24 protein-coding genes are annotated in these 25501 nt (G+C 65.2%); 6 read left to right on the top strand and 18 right to left on the bottom strand.

From position 1 onward, the window contains the following. Window positions 1–15: 15 nt before the first annotated feature. The 6 genes from fusA to IEW58_RS03840 all read right to left on the bottom strand — a co-directional run bounded on the left by fusA (window position 16) and on the right by IEW58_RS03840 (window position 5845). Window positions 16–2109: an elongation factor G gene (gene fusA, locus IEW58_RS03865; RefSeq protein WP_188643916.1), complete on the bottom strand. Its 2094-nt coding sequence runs from the start codon at window positions 2107–2109 to the stop codon at window positions 16–18. Window positions 2110–2172: 63 nt separating this feature from the next. Beyond that, window positions 2173–2643: a 30S ribosomal protein S7 gene (gene rpsG, locus IEW58_RS03860; RefSeq protein ID WP_188643915.1), complete on the bottom strand. Its 471-nt coding sequence runs from the start codon at window positions 2641–2643 to the stop codon at window positions 2173–2175. A gap of 147 nt (window positions 2644–2790) precedes the next feature. Further along, window positions 2791–3129, bottom strand: a complete 339-nt coding sequence (gene rpsL, locus IEW58_RS03855) for a 30S ribosomal protein S12 (protein ID WP_188645657.1) — start codon at window positions 3127–3129, stop codon at window positions 2791–2793. A 395-nt stretch (window positions 3130–3524) separates the two neighbouring features. After that, window positions 3525–4550, bottom strand: a complete 1026-nt coding sequence (locus tag IEW58_RS03850; RefSeq protein WP_188643914.1) for a VCBS repeat-containing protein — start codon at window positions 4548–4550, stop codon at window positions 3525–3527. Window positions 4551–4571: 21 nt separating this feature from the next. Then, window positions 4572–5231: a hypothetical protein gene (locus IEW58_RS03845; protein ID WP_188643913.1), complete on the bottom strand. Its 660-nt coding sequence runs from the start codon at window positions 5229–5231 to the stop codon at window positions 4572–4574. After that, window positions 5228–5845, bottom strand: a complete 618-nt coding sequence (locus tag IEW58_RS03840) for a hypothetical protein (RefSeq protein WP_188643912.1) — start codon at window positions 5843–5845, stop codon at window positions 5228–5230. Before IEW58_RS03840 ends, IEW58_RS03845 begins: the two co-directional genes overlap by 4 nt. Window positions 5846–6051: 206 nt before the next feature. Here IEW58_RS03840 and IEW58_RS03835 point away from each other — a divergent pair, with 206 nt between their 5' ends. Beyond that, on the top strand, window positions 6052–6639 hold the full coding sequence (locus tag IEW58_RS03835; RefSeq protein ID WP_188643911.1) for a hypothetical protein: 588 nt from the start codon (window positions 6052–6054) through the stop codon (window positions 6637–6639). Window positions 6640–6765: 126 nt separating this feature from the next. Next, window positions 6766–7263: a hypothetical protein gene (locus tag IEW58_RS03830; RefSeq protein WP_188643910.1), complete on the top strand. Its 498-nt coding sequence runs from the start codon at window positions 6766–6768 to the stop codon at window positions 7261–7263. Between the two features lie 170 nt (window positions 7264–7433). Here the strand turns inward: IEW58_RS03830 and IEW58_RS03825 are convergent, their stop codons facing one another. Next, complete coding sequence (locus IEW58_RS03825; RefSeq protein WP_188643909.1) at window positions 7434–9617, bottom strand: hypothetical protein; 2184 nt, start codon at window positions 9615–9617, stop codon at window positions 7434–7436. A gap of 154 nt (window positions 9618–9771) precedes the next feature. On the opposite strand from IEW58_RS03825, the gene IEW58_RS03820 reads away from it, so the two are divergent. Then, the gene (locus IEW58_RS03820) at window positions 9772–10413 is read left to right on the top strand and encodes a GNAT family N-acetyltransferase (protein ID WP_229658421.1); all 642 of its coding nucleotides are present in this window, start codon (window positions 9772–9774) and stop codon (window positions 10411–10413) included. Between the two features lie 27 nt (window positions 10414–10440). Here the strand turns inward: IEW58_RS03820 and IEW58_RS03815 are convergent, their stop codons facing one another. The 5 genes from IEW58_RS03815 to IEW58_RS03795 form a co-directional block, all read right to left on the bottom strand. Next, window positions 10441–10881, bottom strand: a complete 441-nt coding sequence (locus IEW58_RS03815; RefSeq protein ID WP_188643908.1) for a DUF6766 family protein — start codon at window positions 10879–10881, stop codon at window positions 10441–10443. Between the two features lie 80 nt (window positions 10882–10961). Then, complete coding sequence (locus IEW58_RS03810) at window positions 10962–11753, bottom strand: LysR family transcriptional regulator (RefSeq protein ID WP_188643907.1); 792 nt, start codon at window positions 11751–11753, stop codon at window positions 10962–10964. Between the two features lie 67 nt (window positions 11754–11820). After that, the gene (gene apaG, locus IEW58_RS03805; RefSeq protein WP_188643906.1) at window positions 11821–12222 is read right to left on the bottom strand and encodes a Co2+/Mg2+ efflux facilitator ApaG/CorD; all 402 of its coding nucleotides are present in this window, start codon (window positions 12220–12222) and stop codon (window positions 11821–11823) included. A gap of 55 nt (window positions 12223–12277) precedes the next feature. Beyond that, on the bottom strand, window positions 12278–13486 hold the full coding sequence (locus IEW58_RS03800) for a trans-sulfuration enzyme family protein (RefSeq protein WP_188643905.1): 1209 nt from the start codon (window positions 13484–13486) through the stop codon (window positions 12278–12280). 116 nt (window positions 13487–13602) lie between these two features. Then, window positions 13603–13818, bottom strand: a complete 216-nt coding sequence (locus IEW58_RS03795; protein ID WP_188643904.1) for a hypothetical protein — start codon at window positions 13816–13818, stop codon at window positions 13603–13605. A gap of 154 nt (window positions 13819–13972) precedes the next feature. Here IEW58_RS03795 and IEW58_RS03790 point away from each other — a divergent pair, with 154 nt between their 5' ends. After that, window positions 13973–15247 carry a glycosyltransferase family 39 protein gene (locus IEW58_RS03790; protein ID WP_188643903.1) on the top strand — a complete coding sequence of 425 codons (1275 nt, stop codon included), beginning with the start codon at window positions 13973–13975 and terminating at the stop codon, window positions 15245–15247. Here IEW58_RS03790 and IEW58_RS03785 read toward each other — a convergent pair. Genes IEW58_RS03785 through IEW58_RS03770 form a run of 4 tightly spaced genes read right to left on the bottom strand, consistent with a single transcriptional unit; the run spans window position 15244 to window position 18709 of the window. Next, complete coding sequence (locus IEW58_RS03785) at window positions 15244–16356, bottom strand: glycosyltransferase (RefSeq protein WP_188643902.1); 1113 nt, start codon at window positions 16354–16356, stop codon at window positions 15244–15246. The two genes, IEW58_RS03790 and IEW58_RS03785, sit on opposite strands and share 4 nt — an antisense overlap. Window positions 16357–16358: 2 nt before the next feature. Then, on the bottom strand, window positions 16359–17417 hold the full coding sequence (leuB, locus tag IEW58_RS03780) for a 3-isopropylmalate dehydrogenase (RefSeq protein WP_188643901.1): 1059 nt from the start codon (window positions 17415–17417) through the stop codon (window positions 16359–16361). After that, window positions 17414–18013, bottom strand: a complete 600-nt coding sequence (gene recO / locus IEW58_RS03775) for a DNA repair protein RecO (protein WP_188643900.1) — start codon at window positions 18011–18013, stop codon at window positions 17414–17416. The genes leuB and recO overlap by 4 nt, the downstream gene beginning before the upstream one ends. Continuing rightward, complete coding sequence (locus IEW58_RS03770; protein WP_188643899.1) at window positions 18014–18709, bottom strand: arylesterase; 696 nt, start codon at window positions 18707–18709, stop codon at window positions 18014–18016. Between the two features lie 59 nt (window positions 18710–18768). On the opposite strand from IEW58_RS03770, the gene IEW58_RS03765 reads away from it, so the two are divergent. Continuing rightward, window positions 18769–19470, top strand: a complete 702-nt coding sequence (locus tag IEW58_RS03765) for an ABC transporter ATP-binding protein (RefSeq protein ID WP_188643898.1) — start codon at window positions 18769–18771, stop codon at window positions 19468–19470. A gap of 8 nt (window positions 19471–19478) precedes the next feature. Continuing rightward, window positions 19479–21977 carry an ABC transporter permease gene (locus IEW58_RS03760; protein WP_188643897.1) on the top strand — a complete coding sequence of 833 codons (2499 nt, stop codon included), beginning with the start codon at window positions 19479–19481 and terminating at the stop codon, window positions 21975–21977. 24 nt (window positions 21978–22001) lie between these two features. On the opposite strand, the gene IEW58_RS03755 is transcribed toward IEW58_RS03760, so the two are convergent. Beyond that, on the bottom strand, window positions 22002–22451 hold the full coding sequence (locus IEW58_RS03755) for a DUF805 domain-containing protein (protein WP_188643896.1): 450 nt from the start codon (window positions 22449–22451) through the stop codon (window positions 22002–22004). A 126-nt stretch (window positions 22452–22577) separates the two neighbouring features. After that, window positions 22578–25301 (bottom strand): TonB-dependent receptor, encoded by a 2724-nt coding sequence (locus IEW58_RS03750; RefSeq protein ID WP_188643895.1) that lies wholly within the window; start codon window positions 25299–25301, stop codon window positions 22578–22580. Between the last annotated feature and the right edge of the window lie 200 nt (window positions 25302–25501).

Below are 25501 nucleotides of genomic sequence, written 5' to 3'. Positions count from 1 at the left end.
GACGCTCACCCTTTCTTAGGCAAGCTTCTCCTTGACCTCGGCTGCCACGTTCGCGGGCACTTCGTCATAGTGCGAGAACTGCATCGTGTACTGCGCGCGCCCTTGAGTGAACGAGCGCAGCTCATTGACGTACCCGAACATGTTGGCGAGCGGCACCATTGCCTCGACCGCCTGGGCATTGCCCCGGCTGTCGGTGCCCTGGATCTGGCCACGGCGGCTGTTGATGTCGCCAATGACGTCGCCGAGGTAATCCTCGGGAGTGACGACCTCGACCTTCATGATCGGCTCGAGCAGCTTGATGCCCGACTTTTGCGCTACTTCGCGCATCGCGCCGCGACCGGCGATTTCGAACGCGATCGCGCTCGAGTCGACGTCGTGGTACGCACCGTCATATAGCTCGACGGTAAAGTCGATGATCGGGAAGCCCACCAGATAGCCGCTCTCAGCCTGCTCGCGCAGACCCTTCTCGATTGCCGGAATGTACTCCTTCGGGATGTTGCCGCCCTTGATGTTGTCTTCGAACACGAAGCCCTGACCGCGCTCGCCCGGAGTGACCTTGATCTTCACACGGCCGAACTGACCCGAGCCGCCCGACTGCTTTTTGTGGGTATAGTCCACGTCGACCGGCTTCGCGAGGTACTCGCGGTACGCCACCTGCGGCGCACCGACGTTCGCCTCGACCTTGAACTCGCGCTTCATGCGATCGACGAGGATGTCGAGGTGAAGCTCGCCCATGCCCTTGATGATCGTCTGGCCCGATTCATGGTCGGTCGAAACACGGAAGCTCGGATCTTCGGCCGCGAGACGATGCAGCGCGACGCCCATCTTCTCCTGGTCGGCCTTTGTCTTGGGCTCGACCGAGAGTTCGATGACCGGCTCCGGGAATTCCATGCGCTCGAGAATGATCGGCTTGGCCGGATCGCACAGCGTGTCGCCCGTGGTGGTTTCCTTCAGGCCCGCCAGTGCAACGATGTCGCCTGCATACGCTTCCTCGATGTCCTCGCGATTGTTGGAGTGCATCAGCAGCATGCGACCGATCTTTTCCTTCTTGTCCTTAACCGAGTTCAGGTACGAACCCTTGGTCAGCTTGCCCGAATAGATGCGGGTGAAGGTGAGCGAGCCGACGAACGGATCGTTCATGATCTTGAACGCAAGTGCAGAGAACGGTGCCTCGTCCGACGAAGGACGGGTGTCCTCCTCGTCCGTGCCCGGCTTGACGCCCTTGATCGCGGGAACGTCGATAGGGCTCGGCAGGTAGTCGACAACTGCGTCCAGCAGCGGCTGCACACCCTTGTTCTTGAACGAAGAGCCGCACATCACCGGCACGAACTTGTGGTTCAAGGTGCCCTTCCGGATCAGCTTCTTGAGCGTGGCAGCATCAGGAAGTTCGCCTTCCAGATACTTCTCCATCACGTCGTCGTCCTGTTCGACAGCGAGTTCGATTAGGCGTTCACGATATTCGGCGGCCTTGTCGGCCATGTCGGCGGGGATTTCGGTGTAATCGAACTTCGCTCCGAGGCTCTCGTCCTGCCAGATGATCGCACGATCATTGACGAGGTCGACCAGACCCTTGAAGCCACCTTCTGTGCCGATAGGCAGATAAAGGACGGCCGGAACCGCACCGAGACGATCGATGATCGTCTGAACGCAGTAGTAGAAGTCAGCGCCCGTGCGGTCCAGTTTATTGATGTAGCACATCCGCGGCACGCCGTACTTTTCAGCCTGGCGCCAGACGGTTTCGGACTGGGGTTCCACGCCGGCGACGCCGTCGAACGCGGCTACTGCGCCGTCCAGGACGCGGAGGGAGCGTTCGACTTCGATGGTGAAGTCGACGTGCCCGGGGGTGTCGATGATGTTCAGGCGGTGCTCGGGGCCCTGGCCGTCTTCGGCCTGCCAGAAGGTGGTCGTCGCGGCCGACGTGATGGTGATGCCGCGCTCCTGCTCCTGCTCCATCCAGTCCATCGTGGCGGCGCCGTCATGGACTTCGCCGATCTTGTAGGACTTGCCGGTGTAGTAGAGGATCCGCTCGGTCGTGGTGGTCTTGCCGGCGTCGATGTGCGCCATGATTCCGAAATTGCGGTAGCGCTCGATGGGATGGCTGCGGGCCATGGAAAAATTCCTCAGGGAGTAGCGGGGGCGGCCCTCAGCCGAGAGCCGGCCCCCATATAGTGATTACCAACGGTAGTGCGAGAAGGCGCGGTTCGCATCGGCCATGCGGTGCGTGTCCTCGCGCTTCTTGACCGCGTTGCCGCGGTTGTTGGCGGCATCCATCAGCTCGCCGGAAAGACGCGCGGCCATGGTGGTTTCCGCACGGCCGCGGGCGGCGGTGATGAGCCAGCGGATGGCGAGCGCCTGGGCACGCTCGGGACGGACCTCGACCGGCACCTGGTAGGTGGCACCGCCGACGCGCCGCGAACGGACCTCGATCTGCGGCTTCACATTGTCGAGCGCGCTGTGGAACACCGCGATCGGATCGGCCTTGGCACGGGTCTCGACCGTCTCGAGCGCACCATAGACGATGCTCTCGGCGACGGACTTCTTCCCGTCATACATCAGGTTGTTCATGAACTTCGACAGGACCTGATCACCGAACTTGGGATCAGGCAGGATTTCCCGCTTCTCGGGACGACGACGACGTGACATGTTTTCTAACTCCTTCGGAGTGGCCGTCCACCTCCGTGGACGTCCTGCGGCTCCGGCCCGCTCCCCCTCCCGGCCACCCAAGGACTACCTTCGCAGGTAGCCGGCAGGCGGATCGGTCCGGAGCCGGGCTAGCGCCGCGCTAAACCCTTACTTCGGACGCTTGGCGCCGTACTTCGAGCGGCTCTGCTTGCGGTCCTTCACGCCCTGCGTGTCGAGGACGCCGCGCAGCACGTGGTAGCGCACGCCCGGAAGGTCGCGCACGCGGCCGCCGCGGATCAGCACCGGGATGTAGGTGATGACCTCGCGCTGGTTGGTGAGGCGCACCTTGGCGACCTTGCGCAGCGCCGAGTTCGGCTTCTTCGGGGTCGTCGTGTAGACGCGGGTGCACACGCCGCGCTTCTGCGGGTTGGCATCCATCGCAGGGACCTTGGACTTGGCCTTCTGCGGTTCGCGGCCCTTGCGGACCAGCTGGTTGATCGTCGGCATTAAGACGTTTCTCTCTTCACCGTATGGGAGTGCCAGGCAATGGATGAAGGGAGAAAGGACCATGCGCGCGGCCGGCGGACTCTCGTGCGAGAGCCGCGAAGCGAGATGCATCGCACGAGCCTGAAACACTCCACCCGCGTCCACGGACACCGGGTTACTTTGACGGCCGCCCCGAAGCGCCCCGCGATGGGCCGCGCCTCAATAGAAAAGAGCCTTCGCGCAACCGGGCCCCATCAAAGTACTACTTTGATGGGATCCCCCTAGCGCCAGGCCCGGGACGACACCGCCAATGTTCAGCTCTATCTGCCCGAGGCGAGCCTCACTTCGAGACGAAGCCTGCCCTGGATGGGGCGCCCTTAGTTGGATTCGGGCGAAGGGTCAAGAGACGCGCCGGGCTAGCGGTTCTCGTAATACGAACGAACAGTGCGCGAAACCGTGGAAGTCGGACAGTACGTATAGCGACCGCCATACCGGCTATCGGTAAAGCTTTTCCGGCTGCCAACGGTTATATCCATCGTGCTCGGCGTCGATCCATTCTCGTCGTGTTCTCGTCCGATCAGCCGGTAGCGGTTGCCGCCGAGAGCCTGAAAGCGCTGTATCTCGAACCGACCGATGTAACCCCCGGTCGCGGTCAGGTAATGGAGGCTTGCTTCGTCCGGAGGTAGCTCCGCCGCTTCCTCAATAGCCTCCGTGCAACTCACGCCCCCGGCCCAGTAACCCGGTTCGAACGGCAGTGGAGGCTTGCTTCCAGCGGCCCCCTTCGACTGTGCGGCAAGGGCGCAGCCCTCCTTGTCAACGCGCTGGCCCTTGCTGTCGCGGCGTTCAACGACTTCCATCTCCTGCCCGCTCCAACCCCACACGGAAACTGCCACTTCCCCGCAATTCCCGAAGTATCCACCCGGAAACTCGACGAAATCCTTGCCATCGCGCTGCTTGACCATCTGGGGTTCGAGCGCACCGGCAAAACCTTCGACGGCACGATATCCATCTGACCTGGATATTACGAAGTCGGTCGCTCCGGGCCCCGGCCCCTCTCCGCTGCAGCCCTGACCACTCGTTACGACAACGAAGTCGGGCTTCCCGTCACCATTGAAGTCGGTAGCAACAAAGCCTCCACGATCGGGCCTGTCGGGCGCTGCCGTGCCTGACAGCGGTGTAAAGCGGACGGAGCTGAAGCGCTCGCCAATGGCACGACATTGCTCACGGGCATAACCTTCCCACGCAGCGAGCGCCGCAGCAGGCAGACGGGCGGCGCCAGGCGCTGCAGTCGAAGGCGACGACGCCAGCGATCCGGTATCCTGCACGGAGTCGTTCGCTGCCAGATTGCCCGTGTCCGCATTGGCGTCGCCTTGAGTGCATGCAGTCAGGACCAGAGCGGCGAGCATGAGCGGATAGGGGCGAATATTCGCGGCGTTGAGCATGCAGTGTCCTTTCGCTGACCGTTATGAACCCAAACTACGCGGCGGCGCCGTTCTCGCCGCATCGAGCCTCTGCTGTATCAAGTTCCTGATCTGCGCCCTCAACTCCCCCGCAACGCGCGTTTCGCGCCGGCCCCGGCGAAGCATCACGACAAAGGCAACGAAGGGCGAGGCGAGCCAGGCTACGGCAAGGAGAAGGGCGATGGGGGAGTCATCGCCCAGAATGCCCAATGCAAACCGGGACGCAGTCCCGAGAGCCAAAAACGCCAGGATCGGAACGACAACCAGCAGCAAGCAGCCAGCCTTCGAGCGCGGGGCCAATCCTTCTATCGTGGCCGTGCAAATGCTCTCAACCCCTGTATCGTGGTTGAGAATGCCCGCCGCCCGGCCGGCGCGGCTGCTCCTGGTCCCGGCAAAAAGGATCGTCAGACGATTGCCTGCCCGCACAGGAATGGAAAAGTCCTGCAGCACAACGCTGAACTCGTTTCCTTCGTCATCGCGCAGAAACAGCGTCAGGTATTCGGTCGTGGATGAGCTTATTCTACCGCGGCCTCCCGATACCGATCCATAGACCGAGGTTTCGGAATCGGCCTGTCGGTCAATGACCACGCCCGACTTCGTGAACACGTTAACATCGTCGATCGACGCGACCGGCATGACAGCCGACGGAGCTGGCCCGGTCATGCGACAGGCGCTATTTGGGTCTCAGCGGCTCGCTCGTCGATCAGGCGCTGCGCACGTGTGTCGAGCTCCTCTGCAAGCACTCTCAGTTTGGGAGATTCCACCAGGAGCGTGAATCCGGCGTAGGCTGCGATGATCAGGACAAAGAGCATCCAGGACTCGGCAAGAATGCCGAGTGTTACGGCAAGCGCCATGGCCCCGAAGAATATCCACACGTTCGGGTTGCCGATGATCTTTCGGTAGGCGGTTGGCACCTTCGCAGACTGCTCAGTGTGATGATTATGCAGGTGCGTGAGCCACTGCCATTCGTCTTGCTGGTGTCCGGCATAGACCGCGGTCACACGGTGTCCATCGCGAACGCTGAATGGAACGCCCGCCAACGATATCTCGATTTCCTTCCCGCCATCCTCGACGAGGAAGAAGGCATGGTGCGTCGTGTTGCTGCTGGTGACCTTGGCAGCCTGCACGTCGCCGCCCTGCGGACCCACGTAACCTCCTCCCCCCGATGAATGCACCTGTGTCGAGCTCCAGGTCTTCGACCCCTGCGCGATCCCCGATCGGGCGTAGATGTTGAAGTCCGACGGGCTTTTTTCGGTCGCCGTGCGCTTGCCAGCCATCCGTGGTTCCCCCTTCCGAAAGGTAACTTAAGATAATTTCGTTTATGCTCAAGATACCTTGTGAACCTGCGCAACTTAGGCGCCATCCTGAAATACAGTGCCGTCTCAAGCGCTGTCATGCGGAGCGCCGCTCCGGGTCCGCGAATTCCTCACCGGGCTGTGATCGTTTTCCTACACACCTTGAATCTGCAATGTGTCTGCGGACCGTGACTACCTCGCACCCTCTGGACTCTCGTCATCGCCCCCTCCCCACCCGTGCCACGCCGCGCCAGGCGACCTCGGCCGCGGCCTATTCGCCCTCCCCGCTGCCTTCCGACGACGACCCGCTGCTCGCGTTCGCGCCCTACCTCCACAAGCGTCCGCGGCGGAACTCGATCACACCCGAACTGCAGCGGCACTTCGTCGCGACGCTCGCGGCGACGGGGATCGTCAACCAGGCGGCGCGGTCGATCGGGAAATCGATGGAGGCGCTCTACAAGCTGCGCGCGCGGCCCGGGGCGGAAGGGTTCGCGGCCGCGTGGGACGAGGCGCACGCGTGGGGGCTGCAGCGGGTCGAGGATTGCGCGCTCGAGCGGGTGCTCTCGGGCCAGTCCGACAGCCTCGTCAATTACGTATCCAAAAGCCCGGAAGGAGTCCTGTGCATGCTGCTGCAGATCCGGGGCGAGCACAGGGTGGACATCCGCGATCTCGTTCCCGGTCATCCGGTTTACGAAGCGATCCCCAGCCGGGTGCTGGAGGAGAACGCGCAGGGACAGGAATCGGACACGACTTTGGTCCGGACCGAAAGCGCGTAAGCGAAGGCTAATTTTTCAGCCGCCGGCGAGCGGTTTCTTTTGGGGTCGAATTACTTAGGATCAGCAAGAACTGGAACCTATCCTTCGGTATATATCGAGTCTTGCTCCGCCCTGTATTGTTTTCGCATGGACGAAGACTCAGGCGCCGGCAGCGATCTTTGCGTTAGTTGCGGCATCTGCTGCGAGGGGTCCTTGTTCGACCAGGGTCCGATCTTCCCCCATGAAGAACCGGAAGCCGGCGAGCTCGGCTTTACGATAGTGCAGCGCAATGATGGCGAGCGATTCTTTCTTCTCCCATGCGGAAACCTGTGCGGTTCCGTCTGCCAGATTTACGAAAAGCGGCTAACCACCTGTCGCACCTACAAGTGCCCAACCCTGGAGGCGGTCGAGGCGAGAGAGATCGACCGAACCGAGGCCGACCGGCGGGTGGCGGCGGCCAAGGCGGCGATCGCCAATATCCGCCAACGCCTTCTGCCCGGCGAGAGGTTCGACGAGCTGCGCATCCGCTTTGGCGCAGACCCCGCGCCATCGGTGGTCTGGAAGCTCGCCATGGTGCAGTGGGACATGGTGCTGGACCGCTTCTTCAGGAAACCTCACCAGCGCGTAGTGCGACAGAAGGCGTAGGAGCCGGCCAGCGCGATGGAGCCAGCCGCCACGGCTCCGCCCCCTGCCCAGCGCCGCCACAAGCGGGCGCGCACGGAGCCGCGGGCCTCGCCTACGGCTCGGGCAAAAAGCCCCCCGCGCAGGCGCGCCTGAAGGGGGTAATTCTTGCTCCGGCCCGCAGCCGACGCAGCCTACCAGTGCAGCGTGTAGACGCCTTGCGCCGGCACATCGAAGCGGCACAGCAGCCCGGGTACGACCTCTCCAGGGGATAGCAAGGTGCCGTCGGCGTCGCGCAGCTTGGCTGCGATCCTTGGGCGGCCCTTCCCTTCGGGGACCAGCGAGATAAACGCGCCCAAGCCCGCCGGTCCGTCCAGCGCGAAGGTGGCCGCGCGCTCATCGATGCGGACGAGAGCGCGCAGGAAGCGGTCGGTGTGGAGGAGGAACGGCGCCCCCTCGATCCGGTGGAAGGTGCGGGTGGCGAAGACCATGGCCGCGCCTGCGCCGTAGATTTCCTGGCCGACCTGCCCGGCCTGCTGCCCGTCGGGATAGAGGTCCTCCACCGGGAAGGAGAGCTCGCGGTCGATGTGGCCGTTGCGGTTTGCCGAAGCCAGCGCTTCGGGCGGAAGGGCGTCGGGATAGAAGTACCATGCCCGGTCGAGCGCGTAGCGGCAGTATTCGCTCACCAGCAGTCTGGCCGACGGGATCAGGTCCGGTCCGGCCAGGTCGAGGTAGCGCTCGAACGCTGCGAAGCTGTCGAAGCATTCATAGACCGCCATGTAGGGCGCGTCCTGCAGGCAGGTGGCGCCGAGGAAATTGGAATAGTGTTCGGCCAGGCCGATCCTGCTCTCCCAGATCTCGCAATTGTGAAAGAAGCTGGCGAGATAGACGTAGCTTTGCGCCAGGTAGTGCTTTTCGCCGGTGATGCGCCACAGCTCGATGCAGGCGGTCGCGCCCCAGGCGGTGAGGTTGGCCTGGTAGTTGAGGTCGAAGCGCATCCCGTCGGCCGCATCGATCGCGGTCCGCGCCTCTTCGAGAAAGCGCGGCTCGTGCGAAAGCTGGAAGGCCTGCAGCATGACCCAGGCGTACATCCCGCCGACGTCCGTCTGGCCAAGGTCATCCGCCTCGGCAACGTCGGTGATCACCTCGAAAGTGTCGATCTTGTACTGGATCGGCCACTTGTAGTTGAAGTGGTGCGCGGCCTTGATGCCGTAGTCGATGACGTCGAAGAACAGCTCCCGCGCGTCTTCGTCGCCATCCAGTGCGAGATCGCCGAGGTTGCGCATGGGGTGGTAGAGATACCAGCTGTCCACCGCGTCGGCGTCCTTGTCGGAAGAAACGTCCGGCAGGTAGCGCCTGAGCGCGCCCAGCTTCTCGTCGTAGAAGCCCCGCAGGCCGCTGGCGTTCTCCCGTTCGAGAGGGTGCTTGCGCCCCGTCCACCGGCTCCATTCGTGGACCGCCCCCAAGATCGATAGCTGGACCATCGAATCCGGGTTCTCCGAGGCGGTATAGGGGTGGAAATAGACATGGTCCCGGTGGCGCGTGCGCGCTTTCGGACTGCGCGACAGATCCTCCAGAGTGCGCTCGGATCGCTCCACCCAGTTTCGGTATTCGAGCGGTTGGAAGTCTAGCCGCCGATAGATCGCGCCGAGCATGTCGAGAAACTGCCAGGCCGAGCTGGTTTCCTCCTTCTCGGCAAAGCGGCGGATCAGCAGGTAAGCGCGGCTGATCACCGTCTCGCGTCCCCCTGGCAGGGCGGACGAGGGATCGAGCGGATTGGTCGGCGGCAGGTATCCGACTTCGGGCCATTCGCCGCCGACGGCGTTTTCGGGCTTGGTGCCGGTGGCACGGAAATAGGGGTTCAGCCGGGTCAGGTCCTGGAGATAGAGGACCTTGCCGAGATCGGGCTCTTCCAGGCTGAAATAGCACAGGCCGGTATTCAGGCGCCGTTGGCGCGCCTCGATCCGGCCCCGTGGCCGATCGGGACGCGAGGGAGGACCTACCGCAATCAGGTCCCGCGGCATGAACGGAATGTGCAGCTTGCCGTTGGGCCGGAAGCGCGTGGTCAGGACGAACAACGCGTGCTCGGAAGGATCCGTCTCGATCGAGATCCGGTGGCGGCCGGCCGGGCTTGTGGATTCCAGGACCATCAGTTCCTGGCCTTCCGGTTGCAGCTTGCGCACCTTGGCCGCGTCGCTCAGCAGCGCAACGCGCCACATCAGGCCGCCCTCTTCCCCCTTGCGCGCGATCATCACCCAAAGGTCCGAGCCGCTCGTGGAAGCCTCCACGGTCAGATCGCCGTGGCGCGCCCTGGCGATGATGCGCGCGTTTTCGAGTGCAGTCTCCGTCTGCCGGACTGCCAGGGAAACGGGGCTCATGGCGCGGTGATCCCGAGGTCACACTGGATAATGCAGTGCATGGTGCGTCCCTTTGGCTCAAATGCGAAAATGAGCGCACGGTGCGACGGTTCCGTCCACCGGACCGAAGTGCTAACCATCAGGTCAGCCGCCCCGGGTCGCCACGAGGAAAGACATGTCCAACGATCGCCGCCAGGCCGCGCCCGGCCCGATCCATACCCGGCTGGAAGATGGCAGCGCCGTCTGCATCCGCACGATCGAGCCGGAGGACGAGGCACGGATGCGCGCCGGGATCGCGAAGATGTCGCCCCGTTCGCGCTACCTGCGCTTCTTCACCGGACTGAACACACCGCCCGATTCCGTGATCGACAGGCTGATCGCGGCAGACGGCTATCGCCACATCGCCTGGGGCGCGATCGCAATGGATGCCCCGGGCCAGCCGGCCGCCGGGGCGGTCCACGCCTACCGTTCGAAAGAGCAGGACGGCTGCGCCGAATTCTCGGTCGCGATCGTAGACGCGTGGCACGGGCTCGGGCTCGGCAAGCTGCTGACCGCGACGATCCTGCTCGACGCCGAAGCACAAGGGCTGACCGAATTCGCAGCCTATACCTTGGCGGAGAACAGGAGCGCGATCGAGTTCATCACCTCGCTGGGCGCCCGCATGGTCGGACGTGACGGCGCAGCGCTGGAGTTCCACCTGCCTGTTTCGGGCGCCCTGGAAGCGCTTCGATCGCGAGCCGAGCCAGAGGGACTGAAGGACGTATTCGCGGCTTTCGAGCAGTCTGCGGAGTCCGCCGCCCCTTCGCCCGGGTCCTAGAGACCGATTGCCCGGAGCGGGCGCCCGCTATTTCCTGGCTTGCGCGTCGAAAGGCTTGGCGTGACCGCCGTGTCGCAGAAAGCGCCGGTCTATGTCGTCGATCAGCGCATCGGCGTCTTCCCCGGCTTTGAGGCGAATGAGCGCATCGATCTTGGCTTCCATGCGGTCGTCGCCTTCCTTCGAGGACGGTGAGCCGATGTAGAGAAAATAGGCGAGGCCAACCACCTGCCAGAGAAGCTGGAGGAATTCCGACTGCCAGTTCTCGAACGTGTCGCGCCCCATTTCGTGAAGATATTCGGCCAGCTTCGGCGTTTCCCCATGCGTGTGGGAATCGTCGACGAAAGCCTGCCATCCGAAATACCAATGAAGCGCGAGCGAGACGAGGAAGAACGCCAGTGTCAGCCAGGCGTACGAGTATTTTCCGAGGTTCCCCAACCGCGCCGCGCGCTGTTCCTGCTCTTCGGACATTTTGCCTGCTCCTGGACAAGATCGCCCGGCTTCAACGTCTGTGAAGAAGGCTGTTTCCAGCCAGGGTGAAGAGGGCTGCGTCAGCCCTGCGTCAGGAAGGCGACCAGCGCCTTGACCTTTTTCTGCCGCCACTGGGGCAAGGGTGCCACCAGCCAGTAAGCGCGCCGTCCCTCGTCAGGCCCCTCGAGGATTTCCAGGCGTCCGCTTTCCACCGCCTCTTCCACCAGCAGCAGCGGGAGCATCGCCTTGCCGAGGCCGGCAATCGCGCTGGAGAGCGCCTGACCGGGGTTGGCGACCTGGACCATCGGCTCGACATCGTCGGGCAACGGCGCACCGGGCCACGCGATCCACTGGTCGGGCGCGCCAGGGGCAGCGACGACCACGCGGCGCGCCGGCGCAAGCTCAACGCCCTCGAGATCGCCCGGCCCATCGACGAGCCGGATAGCAACGTCGAGGTTCGTTTCGGTAAAGTCGGCGTTCTCGTCGGCTATCAGTTGCAGGCGGATACCGGGATTGGCCTCGCAAAAGGCGGCCAGGCGATGGCTCAGCCATTGCGCGTAGAATTCGCGGGGGGCGGCGATCGTATAGCGATCGCTTGCCTGTCCCGCCTGCATGGCCTGGACCGCCTCTTCGAACTTGAGAAAGCCTTCACGCAGGGCATCCAGTCCCGCACCAGCCTCGTCCGTCAGCTCAAGCCCCTTGCTCGTGCGGCGGAACAGCACCGTGCCGAGGTGATCCTCCAGCGCGCGAATCTGCTGGCCGACTGCTGCGGGCGTAACCGCCAGCTCGTCGGCCGCGCGGGTGAACGACTGGTGACGCGCCGCGGCATCGAATACGCGCAAGGCATTGAGGGGAAGGTGGGTACGCTTCATCTAGACCGGCATCTAGCGGCGGAACAATGCTCGCTCAAGCGGCACCGAAAGCGCGCGAGGACGCGCGTCAACGGCTCGCTTCGGCGGGGGCGGCCAACGGGAAAAACGGGATGCGCACTTCGAGCGGGCCCGAGCGGGACCGGTGAAAGGTGTAGAAACCTTCCATCGTCCCGTGCGGCGTAGTCAGCGGGCAACCCGAAACGTAGTCGTGGCTCTGCCCCGGCTCGATGATCGGCTGTTCGCCCACGACCCCTTCCCCGTCGACGATGTTGACCATTCCGCGCGCGTCGGTGATCCGCCAGTGCCGGCTTACCAGCTGCACCCGATCGTCCGAACCGTTCTCGATCCGGATGTGATAGACCCAGAACCACTTGCCGTCCTGCGGGCGCGATTGTTCGGGAAGATAGTTCACCGCCACGCGAACGGTGATCCCGTCAGTGATCGCGGCATGCTGGAACAGTTGTTTCATCGTAACCGCCAAAGTAGCCCTCCACTGCTCCGGCGCAAGGGGCACGGCTGGACGTTCACAACCCTGCCTTGGCCAGCGCGCGGTCAATATCCTCGGTAAGGTCTGCGATGTCTTCAAGGCCGACGTTGATCCGCAGCAAGCCTTCGGACACCCCCATCGCCTCGCGCGCCTCGGCGCCCAGGTTGGCGTGAGTGCTGCTGGCGGGGTGGCACAAAAGGCTGCGCGTATCGCCGATGTTGTTCGAGATATCGACCAGTTCCAGCGCGTTGAGAAGCGCGAAGGCTTGCTCCCGTCCGCCAGGAACCTCGAATGCGAAAATAGGGCCGGCGGCGTCCATCTGGCGCATCGCCAGTTCGTGACGGGGATGGCTTGGCAGGCCGGGATGGAGCATTCGGGCCACGCGCGGCTCGATGAAACGGCCGAGCGCGAGAGCACTCTCGCTCTGAGCGCGGGCGCGCAAGTGGAGCGTCTCGAGGCCCTTGTGCACCACCCAGGCGCTGAACGGGCTGAGATTGGGCCCGGTGTTGCGCTGGAACGGCAGCAGCTTTTCTTCGATGAACTGGCTGGAACCGCACACGGCACCGGCGAGCACCCTGCCCTGCCCGTCCATCAGCTTGGTGGCCGAATAGGCGACCGCGTCCGCTCCGAATTCCAGCGGGCGCTGGAGCACCGGGGTGGCGAAGGCGTTGTCGACCACGGTGACGATGCCATGCGCCCGCGCGAGGTCGCAGACATACTGCATGTTGACCACGTCCAGCGTGGGATTGGCCGGCGTTTCGAAAAAGAAGACTTTGGTGTTGGGCCGGATCGCCCGCTCCCACTCCTCGTCCACCGCGCTGTCGATAACCGTCGCCTCGATCCCGAAGCGCGGGCAGAGGTGATCGACCAGCCAGCGGCACGAACCGAACGCGGCGCGGGCCGCCACCACGTGATCGCCAACCGAAAGCTGGCAGAGCAGCGCCGCGGTCATGGCCGCCATGCCGCTCGCCTGGACGCGGCACGCCTCCGCGCCCTCGAGCAGGGCGATCCGCTCTTCGAGCATGGCCACGGTGGGGTTCTGGAGACGCGAATACGTCATCCCCGTAGCCTCGCCGGTGAAGCGGGCGGCTACCGTCTCGGCATCGTCGTATGAGAAGCCCGAGCTCAGGAAGACCGCTTCGCTCGTCTCCCCATGCTCGCTGCGCCACGTGCCGCCGCGGACCGCGCGGGTGGCGGGGCGCCAGTGCCGCGTCGCGGCACGATCCATACCGGTCGTCTTCTTCATCGCTCGCGCTCTAGGAGGGTGGGCGAGACAGTTTCAATGGCAAACTGGGAGGGCTTACGAAAAACGGGGCCGGTGAAGGCCCCGTCTCGTGAATTTTCGCTGCTACGGCCGCCCGATCAGGGGCTGACCGGCTTGTTGTTGTCGTCCAGAAGGAGAACTCCCCCGACGATGATGAGGATTGCGGCGAAAATCCATAGCAGGCTGCTGCTACGAAGTTCGCTTTCCTGCGCAGAAGGCGCGCTGGCACGATCGACCGGAGCAGCCTGCGCTGCCAAAGGCGAAACGGCAAGAACCGCTCCCGCAAATAAGATCGGAAACTTGCGAATGGTCATCAGGAACTCTCCCCTTATAATCGAATTCACATGATTGCCCTTAAATACCCCGGTTGCAACAGTATTGTATAAAAGCGCCTTGGTAGGTTCGACCCACGGTAGCCTGCTGCTCCCCCTTCCCCTGCGCGCGCGTCGCAGCTATGCGCGCCGGCCGATGAATTCTCCACCGCATCACCTGCGTGACCCGGCCGGCTGGTGCGCGGCGGTGGCGTTCGCTTTCCTCGCGCTGGTTTGCTTGAGGCTGGGGATCCCGTCGAAACCCTATTTCGACGAGATCCACTACCTGCCGGCTGCGCGGGCGCTGCTGGCGGGCACGGACTGGCTCAACCGCGAACACCCCATGTTCGGCAAGGTGATCATCGCCGCCGGCATCGGCCTGTTCGGCGATCATCCCTGGGCCTGGCGACTTCCGAGCGCGCTCGCCGGCACGCTGACGGTGTGGGCCGCGATGCGGGCGCTGTGGTTCGCCTCGCTCAGCCGCTTCGCCACCCTGGCCTATGGCGTGTTGCTGACGAGCGGGTTCATCCTGTTCGTCCATGCGCGCATTGCGATGCTCGACGTGTTCATGGTCGCGCTCGTCACGGTCGTATTCTGGCAGTGCGCCGCGGCCGTGCGAGAGCCTGAGCATGGACGCCGCAGTCTGGCGATCGCCGGAGTGGCTCTTGGACTGGCCCTCGGGACAAAGTGGAACGCGATCCCGCTGGCGCCGCTCCCGGGCCTCGCTTTCCTGGCCGCGCGGCTGCACGCCTGCGGCTGGCGCGGGCTCATCGGCCGACGGGGCCCTCCGGTTCCCGGCATTCGGCTGGGGGAGGCCGCAATATGGTTGGGGATCGTGCCGCTGGCGGTTTACGCCCTGACCTATCTTCCGGCATTTCTCGTCGATCCGGCGGAAGCGGGCCGCCGGGGGTTGATCGGCATCCACCAGATGATGCTCTCGATGCAGGAGAGCGTGGTCAAGCCGCATCCCTATCAGAGCGTGTGGACCGACTGGATCATCAATCGGCGCGCGATCTGGTATCTCTACGAACCCGTGGACGGCGCCCAGCGCGGCGTGCTTCTGATCGGCAACCCGCTGACAATGCTCCTGGGGCTTCCCGCACTGGCATGGTGCGCATGGGCGGGGTTTGCCCGCAAGCGTGCCGATGCACTGGCGGCGTTCCTAGTCTTTGCCGCCAGCCTGGCGATGTGGATCGTCGCGGCCAAGCCGATCCAGTTTTACTATCACTACTTTCTGCCCAGCATGGCGCTGCTTGCCGCGCTGGCGCTGGCCCTTGATGCCCTGCGGTCGCGAGGCTGGGGCTGGCTATCCTGGCTGGTGCTCGCCGGCTCGGTCGGCGTCTTCGCGTGGTTTTTCCCGATACTCGACGCCTCCCCCCTGCAGGGACAGCGCGCGTTCGAGCATTGGATGTGGGTCGATAGCTGGCGCTAGTATTTGCCCCACACGAACCGGCTGGACAGGGCGTAATTCCACACCGATCCGATGACGATGCCCGCCAGCGCCGCGGGGTAGGTATGCACCCCCATCCTCACGAGCACCGCCGCCACGCCGATATTGGCGAGCAGGCCGACGGAGCAGGTCATCGCGAACTTGAACCATCCGCGAAGCATTCCGCCAACGCCGCGCAGCCGCTGGTCGGCATAAGTGAGCGAGTTGTTGAGCGTGAAGTTGAACGTCATCGCCACCAGGGCGGCGATCGTCTGGCCGATCTCGAACCCGGTCACCGGATGGGCTGAAAACCCGGGACCGGCGAGGCGGAAGAACAACCACAGCACCGCCATGTGGACCACCACCCCCGCCGCCCCTATGGTGCCGAACAGCGCGAAGCGAGTGGGGATGATCCGGCCCAGCCACTTGTCGTAGAGGCCGACCAGGAATTCGAACACGACGGTACGGTCCAGCTTGCTTTCTCCGGTAGCGCGCGCTGCAAAGGCGAGCGGGAATTCCCTCACGCGCAATGGCGGCTCGGCGGTGGCGAGCAGGTCGAGCAGGATCTTGAAGCCAATGCCCGACAGACGCGGAGCGGCGGCCCGCGCGGCTTCCGCCCGAAGCATGAAGTAGCCGCTCATGGGATCGGTCAGTTCGACCCCGGTGACCTTGCGCGCAATACGGTTGGCAAAGAGAGAGCCCCTCTCCCGCGCGGCGCTCGACAGCCCAGCCGCGCTGCCGCCCTCGACGAAGCGGCTGGCGACAGCGATGTCGCACTCCCCTTCGCGCACCGCCGCGAGCATGGCGGGCAGGAGCGCCGGATCGTGCTGGTGGTCGGCATCCATCACCGCGACGAACGGCGCGGCGGTGGCGCACATTCCCTCGATAGCCGCGCTGGCGAGGCCGCGGCGCCCGATCCGCTGGATCGCCCGCACCCGGCGGTCGGTCAGCGCGAGGGCGCGCGCTTCGTCGGCGGTGCCGTCCGCGCTGTTGTCGTCCACCACGATCACTTCCCAGCCCTGGGGCCCGAGCGCCGTCTCGATCCGTTTCACGAGCGGCGCGAGATTGTCGCGCTCATTGAGCGTCGGGAGAACGATCGCCAGTTCGAGCATGGTCAGAGCCGCTGGAGGATCGCGTCGCCGATCGCGGCGGTGCCCGCGCTGCCACCAAGATCTCCGCCGCGCACGCCTTCCGCCAGCGAGCGGGCCACCGCCGCCTCGATCCGCGCCGCCTCGACCTCGCGGGCGAACGAGTGGCGCAGCATCATCGCGGCCGAAAGGATCGTCGCCATCGGATTGGCCTTGCCCTGTCCCGCTATGTCAGGCGCACTGCCATGGATGGGTTCGTAGAGACCGAAAGTTCCGAACGCGGTTTGCCGATCGCCGAGCGCGGCACTGGCGAGCAGCCCGATCGAGCCGACGCACATCGAAGCCTGATCCGAAAGAATGTCGCCGAACAGGTTTCCGGTCACGATCACGTCGAACCGGCCGGGATCGCGCACCAGCTGCATCGCGGCGTTATCGACGTACATGTGCTCGAGCGCGACGCCGGGGTAGTCGCCCGCCACTTCGCCTACCACGTCGCGCCACAGCTGGCTGGTTTCGAGAACGTTGGCCTTGTCAACGCTGCACAGCCGGCCCTTGCGCCCTTGCGCGGCGCGAAAGGCGACGTGGGCGATGCGGCGCACCTCGTCCTCGGCATAGCTCATCATGTCCCACCCCCGCCGCCGGCCATCGGGAAGCATTTCGAGCGCCTTGTCGCCGAAATAGACGTCCCCGTTGAGCTCGCGCACGATGAGGAGATCGATCCGCGCCGCGATCTCGGGGCGCAGGGCGCTCATGTCCTCGAGCCCGGCGAAAGTCCTCGCGGGGCGGAGATTGGCGAACAGGCCAAGCTCGCTGCGCAGGCCGAGGATCGCTTGCTCGGGCCGCAACGCGCGCTCAAGACCGTCGAACGAGGGATCACCGACCGCGCCGAACAGGATCGCATCGGCCGCCCAGGCCATTTCCAGCGTCTCGGCGGGCAGCGGGTGGCCATGCCGGCGATAGGCTGCGGCGCCGACATCGCCTTCGAACAAAGTCAGGCCGGGCAGCTCGAGCGCCTCCAGCACACGGACCGCCTCGCGGATTACCTCGGGGCCGATCCCGTCGCCGGGCAGCAGCGCGACTTTCATGGCTTCAGCTTCTCCAGTCGCTCGCCCAGCATGACGCGCGAGGCCATAGCATCGCCCTTCCGGTCGGCAAGGAGGTAGCGCTCCAGCGGGGCCGCCTGCCGGGCAAACAATTCCAGCAGGTCGCCAAGATCGTCTTGGTCGGGAGCGCCCCCGCCATAACCGAGTTCGCGAAGCAGCAGCGCCTCGTAGAGAACCACCGCCCGCAACCATCCACGCGCCGAAGGAGCGTGACAGATCGCATCAAGAGTGGCCGACAACGCGCTGTAAACACTCGGGTATGGATTGCGCTCCGGCAAAACCGCGGCTGTCAGCGTGGTGACCCAGGCGATCGCCGCAGCGGGCAGCGGCTCGTTAAGCCAGGGACCGCGGCTTGCGACCAGCTCCAGCTTCAGGAAGGGGAGCTGCGCATCGCTCCGCGCGCTGAGTTCCGCGGCGACGAGGTTTCCGGGGATGAGCACCGGGCGCAGTTGACGCCCGCGCCCGCCCGCGACGTAGCCAGCGACAAGACCGTAATCTTCCGTCAGCACCCGCGCTATCGACGCGGTCTCTCCGTGGGGGCGCGCGGCGACGACTATGGCCGAAGCGCTCAGCTGCATTCATTCACCTTCGGGCAGGGCGTCGCGTACCGATGCCGAAGTGGCGCGCACCAGCTCTTCCACGCCCTGCGCGGTTGGATGGATGCGGTCGGCCTGCAGCATCCTGGCATCGGCGAAGACCTTCGCGGTAACGAAGGGAACCAGCGCCGCGCCATGCTTTCGCGCCAGCTCGGGGAAGATCGCATCATACTGCGCCTGCCATTTCGCGCCGTAGTTCGGCGGCGCCTGCAAGCCCATCAGGGCGACCGGGATCGTCCGCTTGTCAAGTTCGGACAGCATGGCATCGAGGTTCGCTCGGGTCTGCTCCGGCGGCAGGCCCCGCAGCAGATCGTTGCCGCCGAGTTCGAGCAGGACGAGATCGGGCTTGACGGGCTGACTGTCGAGCGTGAACGCGAGCCGCTGCCGACCTGCAGCGGTGGTGTCCCCGGACACGCCGGCGTTGACGATCCGGACGTTGAGACCTTCCTGGCGCAGAGCCTGCTCCAGCCGGGCCGGATAACTCTGGGCAGGCGAAGCAAGCCCGTATCCGGCGAAAAGCGAATCTCCAACGGCAAGCACGTCGATCTGCGGCCCCTGGACCGGCGCCGCCGAAGCAATTGTCTCAGCCGAGGGACCGGCAGCGGGCGGTGGGGCGGCGCTATCGCACCCGGCAACCAGCGCAAGCGACCCGATCGCCACCCACTGGACTATCCGCATCGGTCTGTCTCCCTTTCGGCCGTATTGCCGCCCCCGACCAGCTATGCCATCGCAAGCTGGTGACAAGCCCTTCCCCGGCGATTTCCGCCCGCAACCTCACCCTCACCCTCGGCAGCGCTGCCGCACCGGTCGAAATCCTCAAGGGCATCGACCTCGATGTCGCGGCCGGCGAGGTCGTCGCGCTGCTCGGGCCATCCGGATCGGGCAAGTCAAGCCTGATGGCGGTGCTGACCGGCCTGGAACGTGCCAGCGGGGGAACGCTCGAAGTCGCCGGAGCGGACTTTTCCGGCATGAGCGAAGATGGGCTGGCGCAGGCCCGACGTGGCCGCATAGGGATCGTCCTCCAGGCATTCCACCTGCTGCCCACGATGACCGCCGAGGAGAACGTCGCCACGCCGATGGAGCTGGCGGGTATGGCTGACGCGCGACAGCGGGCTTGCGCGGAACTTGCGGCCGTGGGCCTCGGCCACCGGCTCGGCCATTATCCAGCGCAGCTGTCGGGCGGCGAACAACAGCGCGTCGCCATTGCGCGCGCCACCGCTCCGCGGCCCGCCCTGATCTTCGCCGACGAGCCGACCGGAAACCTCGATGCCGCCACCGGGCAAACGATCGTCGACCTGCTGTTCGACCGCCGTGCCGAAACGGGGGCTACGTTGCTCGTCATCACGCACGACGCCCAGCTCGCGGCGCGCTGCGACCGCGTGGTGAGCCTGGCGGACGGCCGTATTGCGAGCGACACCGCGCGAAGCCCTGCAACGTGAGCTGGGCGATGGCATGGCGGATCGCGCGCCGCGATCTCAGCGCGCGTTTTCGCGGACTGCGGCTGCTTCTCGTCTGCCTGTTCCTCGGCACCGGCGCTCTTGCCGCGATCGGCACCCTTACCGGCACGATTGAACGCCAGCTTGCCGATCGCGGGCGCGAGTTCCTGGGGGCGGACCTGCAGGTTTCTCTGTGGCAACGCGCGCCAACGGCCGAAGAACTGGCGGCACTCCGCGCGCTCGGCAGGGTCTCCGGAGGAACGCGGATGCAGGCAATGGCCAGCACCGCAAGTGCCGCCGCGCCAGTGGAACTGAAGGCAGTGGACGGGCGATGGCCGCTCTACGGCCGCGCGACACTGCAAGACGGGCGGACGGTCGGCGCTCCGCCGGCGGGGCAGGCGTGGGTAGCGCAAGGGGCGGCCGACCGCCTGGGATTGCGGGTCGGCGACAGCTTTGTGCTCGGCACCAAGCGGCTCGAGGTCGGCGGGCTCATCGGCAACGAACCCGATCGGCTGGGCGAAGGATTTCAGCTTGGACCCACCGTGATCGTGCGCGCCGGGGTGCCTGAAAGCGCCGGACTGACCGCGCCGGGGGCGATGTACCGTTCGAAGACCAACCTCGCGCTCGCTAATGGCACCGATCCACAGGCGGCAGAGGCTGCGCTCAAGAAACGCTTTCCCGCCGCCGGTTTCGAGATTCGCACGCGCGACAACGGCGCCCCTGGAGTGGACCGTTTCGTCGGGCGGATGGGGGAATTCCTCACGCTCGTCGGGCTGGCGGCGCTGGTGATCGCGGGAATCGGCATTGGCGGAGGGGTGTCCTCCTACCTCGATGCGCGGCGACAGGGGATCGCGACGCTGAAGGTGCTGGGCGCGACGAGCAGCGACATTGCCCGGATCTATGCGCTGGAGATCGGCGCGGCAGCGCTGGTCGGCAGCCTCGCAGGGATCGGCGCGGGAGTTGCCATCACCCCGCTGCTTGCCCGTGCACTTTCCGGGCTGCTGCCGGTCGGGGACGGGATCGTCTTCGCGCCCGGCGCGCTGCTGACGGCACTCGCCTACGGCCTGCTGGTTGCGCTGGTGTTCGCCGCCCCACCCTTGCTGCGGGCGCGCCGCTTTCCGGCGATGGCGTTGATGAGGGAGCGCGTATCGCCCCTGGGAGCCGATCGGACGGCCCTCGTGCCGGTCGTGCTCGGCCTGGCCGCTATCGCCGCGCTTGCGCTCTCGACGGCGAAACAGCCCCTGCTCACGGCCGGTTTTCTTGGCGGAGCGGCCCTCGCGCTCGCGTTGCTCGCCGCGCTCGGTTTCGGCATCCGGCGCCTGGCCTCGCGGCTCCCGCGTCCGCGCGACCCGCTCTGGCGCGCGGCGCTGGCCAACCTCCACCGCCCCGGGGCCGCTACCGGCACGCTGGTGACTGCGCTGGGTTTCGGCCTGTCCGCCTTCGTTCTGCTCGCGGCGGTGCAGACGAGCATCGACGGCACCATCGCCAAGCGCGTTCCGGCCCAGGCTCCCGACTACTTCGTATTGGATCTCCCGAAAGACGGGGTGCGCCCGTTCACCGCGCTGGTGGAGAGGGCAGCGCCCGGTTCACAGGTCCGGGCGGTGCCGGCGCTGCGCGGGGCGATCCTTGCGTACGGGCCCCGGGACCGGATGACGCGCGTGGCCGACCTCGGTGACGATCTCCCAGACGGTGCCTGGGCTCTGCGCGGCGAGCGTGGTCTCACTTATGCCGACGCGGTGCCGCCGGGCAACACGCTGACGGCGGGCCAATGGTGGCCGAAGAACTACACGGGCGAGCCGCTGGTCTCGGTCGACGAGGATCTCGCAAAGGCCATCGGGCTGGAGGTAGGCGACTACCTCACCATAGGCGTACTCGGGGTCGAGCGGCAGGCGCGGGTCGCTTCGTTGCGGCGGATTGACTGGCAGACGATGGGCTTCAACTATGTGCTCGTCTTCAGTCCGAACACTCTCGCAGGCGCCCCTCACAACATGGCTGCGACGATCGAGCTGCCCGATGGCGCGGCGAAGGGCGAACTGCTGAGAAAGCTGGTGGAGGCCTTCCCTTCATCGAGCGTGATCGAAACCGGTCCGGTGCTTGTCCAAGCACGCGATCTGCTCGATCAGGTGGGCCTCGCTACCCTGGCCGCGGCATCGGTCGCGGTGCTGGCGGGGTTGGCGGTGCTGCTGGGGGCGATCGCGGCCGCGCGCGCCCAGCGAATCTACGACACCGTTATCCTGCGCGTACTGGGTGCAAGCAGGCGGCAGGTGATGGTGCTCGCGCTCGTCGAGTATGGCGCGCTTGCGGCGGTTCTTGCTCTTGTCGCGCTCGCGCTCGGGCTGGCCGCCGCGTGGGGCGTGGTCACCCAGCTGTTCGATTTCGAGTGGCTGCCGGCGTGGGACGCGGTCCTCGCAGTCCTCGGCGGAGGCCTGGCGCTGGTGGTCGGTTTCGCGCTCGCCGGAGCCCTTCCCCTGCTGCGCGCCAAACCGGCGCAGGCGCTGCGCGAGCTCTAGGCCCGGCGCAGCGCCCGCCGCGGATCAGGCGAAAGTCTCGGCCTCGCCAATACCTTTCGGATCGGGACCGAAACGGTTCGGACCGGGCGTGCCAGGCAGCGCCAGGATGACCAGGAACGCGATCGATACCAGGAAGCCGACGACCGGGATCATGCTGCCGATGATAGCGCCGAGATACCACCAGCCGCTCATGTCGCGATCATGCAGGCGACGGATCGTCACGGCGATGCTCGGCAGCAGGACCGCGAGGCCGTAAACCAGGATAAGCAGGCCCGCTCCGCCGAACAGCGCCATCATCCCCGCGCTCGGATCGCCGCCCGCTTCGAGGTTGGTCATCGCACCCAGGCCGCCGGTGGCGAACATCAGCACCGTCACAACAATCACGTTGAGCAACGTGAACATCCAGTATTCCATGCGCCGCGAGCGACCGCTGAATTCAGCGTAGCGCTTGAACGGCAGGATCATCCAATTCATCGCGAGTTTCCCCCTGTTGCGATTTCCCCGAAGCGGAACGCATCACAAAGCCGTTGAACGCGCAACGAAAAAGGGCCCCGCGAACGGGGCCCTTCGACGTTTCTGCAAGAACGCGACCGCGTTCGATCAGAACTTGAACCGCGCCGACACACCGTAAGTGCGCGGCTGGTTGCTGTAGCCCGAGATCGATCCCTTCTGCGCAACCGAATCGAACACCGTGGTGATGTTGCGGTCGTCCAGCAGGTTGCGGCCCCACAGGCTGACTTCGAGACCGTTCTGCATCGCGTAGGTGATCGACGCGTTGAGGTCGTTTACTTCCGCGCGGAACGGACGGGCAGCGGCCAAGGCCGGGCCGAAATCGCGCGAGCCGTCGGGGTTGATGACGATGAAGCCTGGAAGCCCCTGCACCACCTGCACCGGCGCCGAGTAGCTGAAGTCGCTGCGCAGGATCAGGTTGTCGCCGTTGCCCAGTTCCTGGTCCCACTGCGCGCCGAACACCGCCGACAGCTTGGGGATCGTGACAATCGACTCGCCCGACAGGTCGCCGAACGGTGAATTGACGAAGCTGTCGTACTTCGGATCGAGATACGTCATCGCCAGCGACAGAGTCAGCGGCTTGATCGGACGAACATAGCCGTCAAACTCGACGCCGAAGGTGGACTGCTCATCAGCGTTCGAGAAGATGAAGCCCGTGCCGGTAAAGGTGTTGGTTTGGAAGTTCTTGATCGACTGCTGGAAGAACGTGAGGTTGGCCGCGGCCAAGCCCCAGTTCCCCTTCAGGCCCAGTTCGTAGACCGTCGAATCTTCCGGCTCCGCGAAACGCGACCCGGCGGCGAGATTGGTAACTGCAAGGCCCTGCTGGCGCAGCGCCGCCGCGTCGGCCTCAGTTGGACGGCTGTCGCGGCTGAGGTTGAACGACGAGGCTTTGAACCCCGTTGCGTACGATGCGTACATGTTCAGCGTCGGGCTGATCTCGTACGCGATGCGGGCGGTGTAGCTCCAGTCGCTGTCGTGAGTGCGGCAGTCCTCCACCGCGTTCGGGCAATTTTGGAACGGCGGCAGGAACTGCAGCGGTCGCAAGGCGAGCAGAGGGTTGACCGCCGGGTTGCGCGCGTTCGCTGCCGCGAAAGCCTGCACACCCGTGTTCACGGCGGCGAAGGCGGCCGGATTGGCGCCTGCAAACGCCTGGATCTCGGCGCCCGTAGCGAGGCGGCCGAGGCCGAGCAGCGTGCCAACCTGCGTGGCGAGACCCTGCTGATAGATCGCAGTGCGGCCGATCGCCGTCAGGTCGAGGCCCGAGAACACGTCGGTGCTGACGGAATCGGTCACGACCTTCTTGCGGTCGTCGGTGTAGTTCGCGCCGAGCGTGATGGTCAGCCCGTCGGTTACTTCGAAGTCCACGTTGCCGAAGATCGAGAACGCTTCGTCCTTCTGGGTCATCCGGTTGAAGAAGCCCTGGCCCGGCTGGAAGAACTTGTTGATGTAGTTCTGGCCGGTAAGCGCGCTGATCGTGCCTTCGAGGCTGTCGACCGCGAAGTCGTTCGGCGGGCTCGTAACGACCGCGGGACCGCCGATCAGGATGTTGGCGTATTCGCGGAAGTCCTCGCCATAGACGATCTGGTCGGCGGTGTTGACGTCCTCATTGAAGTAGTAGCCGCCAACGAGGAAGTTCACCGGGCCGTCGAAATCGCTGGCCAGGCGCAGTTCCTGGGTGAACGTCTTGAGCTTGGCCTGGCCGACGTTCGCACCGGTCGCCGAACGGGCGCTGGTGAAGTCCACGTCCTGATCGGCGTTCAGCTTGGTCTGGCGATAGGCGGTAATCGAGGTGAGCGTCAGCGCGCCGAGTTCCAGGTCGCCCTGGCCCGAAACGCCCCAGTTGCGCACCTTGCTGTCGGGCACGACGTCCGAATAGATCACGTCTGCGAACGGGGTGCGATAGTCGTTGACGTCGCCGCCCACGGCGCGGATCGCCAGGGTCGCCGCCGACGGCTGGACGTTGAGCACGCCGCAGCACTTTTCGTTGATCGCGTCGTAGTCGCCGATCACGCGGAACTTGAAGGTGTCCGAAGGCTCCAGCAGCAACTGGCCGCGCACGAAATAGCGATTGCGATCGTTGACGTCGTCGCCGTTGTAGGCGTTGGTCAGGTAACCGTCGCGGCGGTTGTAACCGCCCGCGATCGATGCGGCGACGGTGTCGGTGATCGGCCCGGTCAGGTAGCCCTTCACCACCATCGCATCATAATTGCCGTAGCTCGCCTCGACGCTGCCGCCGAAATCGAAGCTCGGCTCGCGAGTGACGATCGAGATGACGCCGGCGCTCGCGTTCTTGCCGAACAGGGTCGATTGGGGGCCACGCAGCACTTCGACGCGCTGGATGTCCGGAAGGTCGCTGATCTGCGCGACCGCGCGGCTGCGATAGACGCCGTCGACGAACATCGCGACCGACGGCTCGAGGCCGAGGTTGTTGCCGTCGGTTCCGAATCCACGGATCGAGTAGCGGGTGGCGAACTGGCTCTGGTTCTGGCTCACCTTGAGCGACGGGACGACCGAGGCAAGGTCGGTGACGTCGCGAATCTGCGCGCGCTCGATCGTCTCGGCGGTGGTCACACTCACGGCAACCGGCGTTTCCTGGAGCGTCTGCTCGCGCTTGGTGGCGGTGACGATGATCTCGTTGCCGGTACCCGCGTCCTGGGCATCGGAGTAGTTATCGGCGTCGGAATTGGTCTGCGCCTGGGCATCCTGCGCATCGGTGCTCTGCGCCTGGGCGGCTACGGGGAACGCCAGCGTGGCGACGCCGGCAAGAAGCACGAAACGGGCCGAGCCGGCAAAGCCGGAAACGGTCTTGGTCATGAGTTGAAAATCCTCGTCCGATTGCGGATGACCGCTTTCGCGCGCGAACCATTCGCGCGGCGCGGCGACCCTTAGCTGACAGCGGAGTCAGTAATCGGGGGATTTTTTTCCTCAAGGCCGCTCGTCGAACGGCATCGGTTGCTCGTCGGACTGTGGCGTAAGCGTCACACAACCGCCCGTCTCGGTTGTGTTCTGGCGCA

It is taken from the genome of Tsuneonella deserti (assembly GCF_014644315.1).
In the GTDB taxonomy this organism is placed as follows: domain Bacteria; phylum Pseudomonadota; class Alphaproteobacteria; order Sphingomonadales; family Sphingomonadaceae; genus Tsuneonella; species Tsuneonella deserti.
The sequence above is the reverse complement of the archived record's forward strand: the minus strand, read 5'-3'. Positions and strand labels throughout refer to the sequence as shown.

Coding starts and splice junctions, on each gene's coding strand:
- fusA (WP_188643916.1), bottom strand. CDS start 2,109: ATGGCCCGCAGCCATCCCATCGAGCGCTACCGCAATTTCGGAATCATG.
- rpsG (WP_188643915.1), bottom strand. CDS start 2,643: ATGTCACGTCGTCGTCGTCCCGAGAAGCGGGAAATCCTGCCTGATCCC.
- rpsL (WP_188645657.1), bottom strand. CDS start 3,129: ATGCCGACGATCAACCAGCTGGTCCGCAAGGGCCGCGAACCGCAGAAG.
- IEW58_RS03850 (WP_188643914.1), bottom strand. CDS start 4,550: ATGCTCAACGCCGCGAATATTCGCCCCTATCCGCTCATGCTCGCCGCT.
- IEW58_RS03845 (WP_188643913.1), bottom strand. CDS start 5,231: ATGACCGGGCCAGCTCCGTCGGCTGTCATGCCGGTCGCGTCGATCGAC.
- IEW58_RS03840 (WP_188643912.1), bottom strand. CDS start 5,845: ATGGCTGGCAAGCGCACGGCGACCGAAAAAAGCCCGTCGGACTTCAAC.
- IEW58_RS03830 (WP_188643910.1), top strand. CDS start 6,766: ATGGACGAAGACTCAGGCGCCGGCAGCGATCTTTGCGTTAGTTGCGGC.
- IEW58_RS03825 (WP_188643909.1), bottom strand. CDS start 9,617: ATGAGCCCCGTTTCCCTGGCAGTCCGGCAGACGGAGACTGCACTCGAA.
- IEW58_RS03820 (WP_229658421.1), top strand. CDS start 9,772: ATGTCCAACGATCGCCGCCAGGCCGCGCCCGGCCCGATCCATACCCGG.
- IEW58_RS03815 (WP_188643908.1), bottom strand. CDS start 10,881: ATGTCCGAAGAGCAGGAACAGCGCGCGGCGCGGTTGGGGAACCTCGGA.
- IEW58_RS03810 (WP_188643907.1), bottom strand. CDS start 11,753: ATGAAGCGTACCCACCTTCCCCTCAATGCCTTGCGCGTATTCGATGCC.
- apaG (WP_188643906.1), bottom strand. CDS start 12,222: ATGAAACAACTGTTCCAGCATGCCGCGATCACTGACGGGATCACCGTT.
- IEW58_RS03800 (WP_188643905.1), bottom strand. CDS start 13,486: ATGAAGAAGACGACCGGTATGGATCGTGCCGCGACGCGGCACTGGCGC.
- IEW58_RS03795 (WP_188643904.1), bottom strand. CDS start 13,818: ATGACCATTCGCAAGTTTCCGATCTTATTTGCGGGAGCGGTTCTTGCC.
- IEW58_RS03790 (WP_188643903.1), top strand. CDS start 13,973: ATGAATTCTCCACCGCATCACCTGCGTGACCCGGCCGGCTGGTGCGCG.
- IEW58_RS03785 (WP_188643902.1), bottom strand. CDS start 16,356: ATGCTCGAACTGGCGATCGTTCTCCCGACGCTCAATGAGCGCGACAAT.
- leuB (WP_188643901.1), bottom strand. CDS start 17,417: ATGAAAGTCGCGCTGCTGCCCGGCGACGGGATCGGCCCCGAGGTAATC.
- recO (WP_188643900.1), bottom strand. CDS start 18,013: ATGCAGCTGAGCGCTTCGGCCATAGTCGTCGCCGCGCGCCCCCACGGA.
- IEW58_RS03770 (WP_188643899.1), bottom strand. CDS start 18,709: ATGCGGATAGTCCAGTGGGTGGCGATCGGGTCGCTTGCGCTGGTTGCC.
- IEW58_RS03760 (WP_188643897.1), top strand. CDS start 19,479: ATGGCATGGCGGATCGCGCGCCGCGATCTCAGCGCGCGTTTTCGCGGA.
- IEW58_RS03755 (WP_188643896.1), bottom strand. CDS start 22,451: ATGAATTGGATGATCCTGCCGTTCAAGCGCTACGCTGAATTCAGCGGT.
- IEW58_RS03750 (WP_188643895.1), bottom strand. CDS start 25,301: ATGACCAAGACCGTTTCCGGCTTTGCCGGCTCGGCCCGTTTCGTGCTT.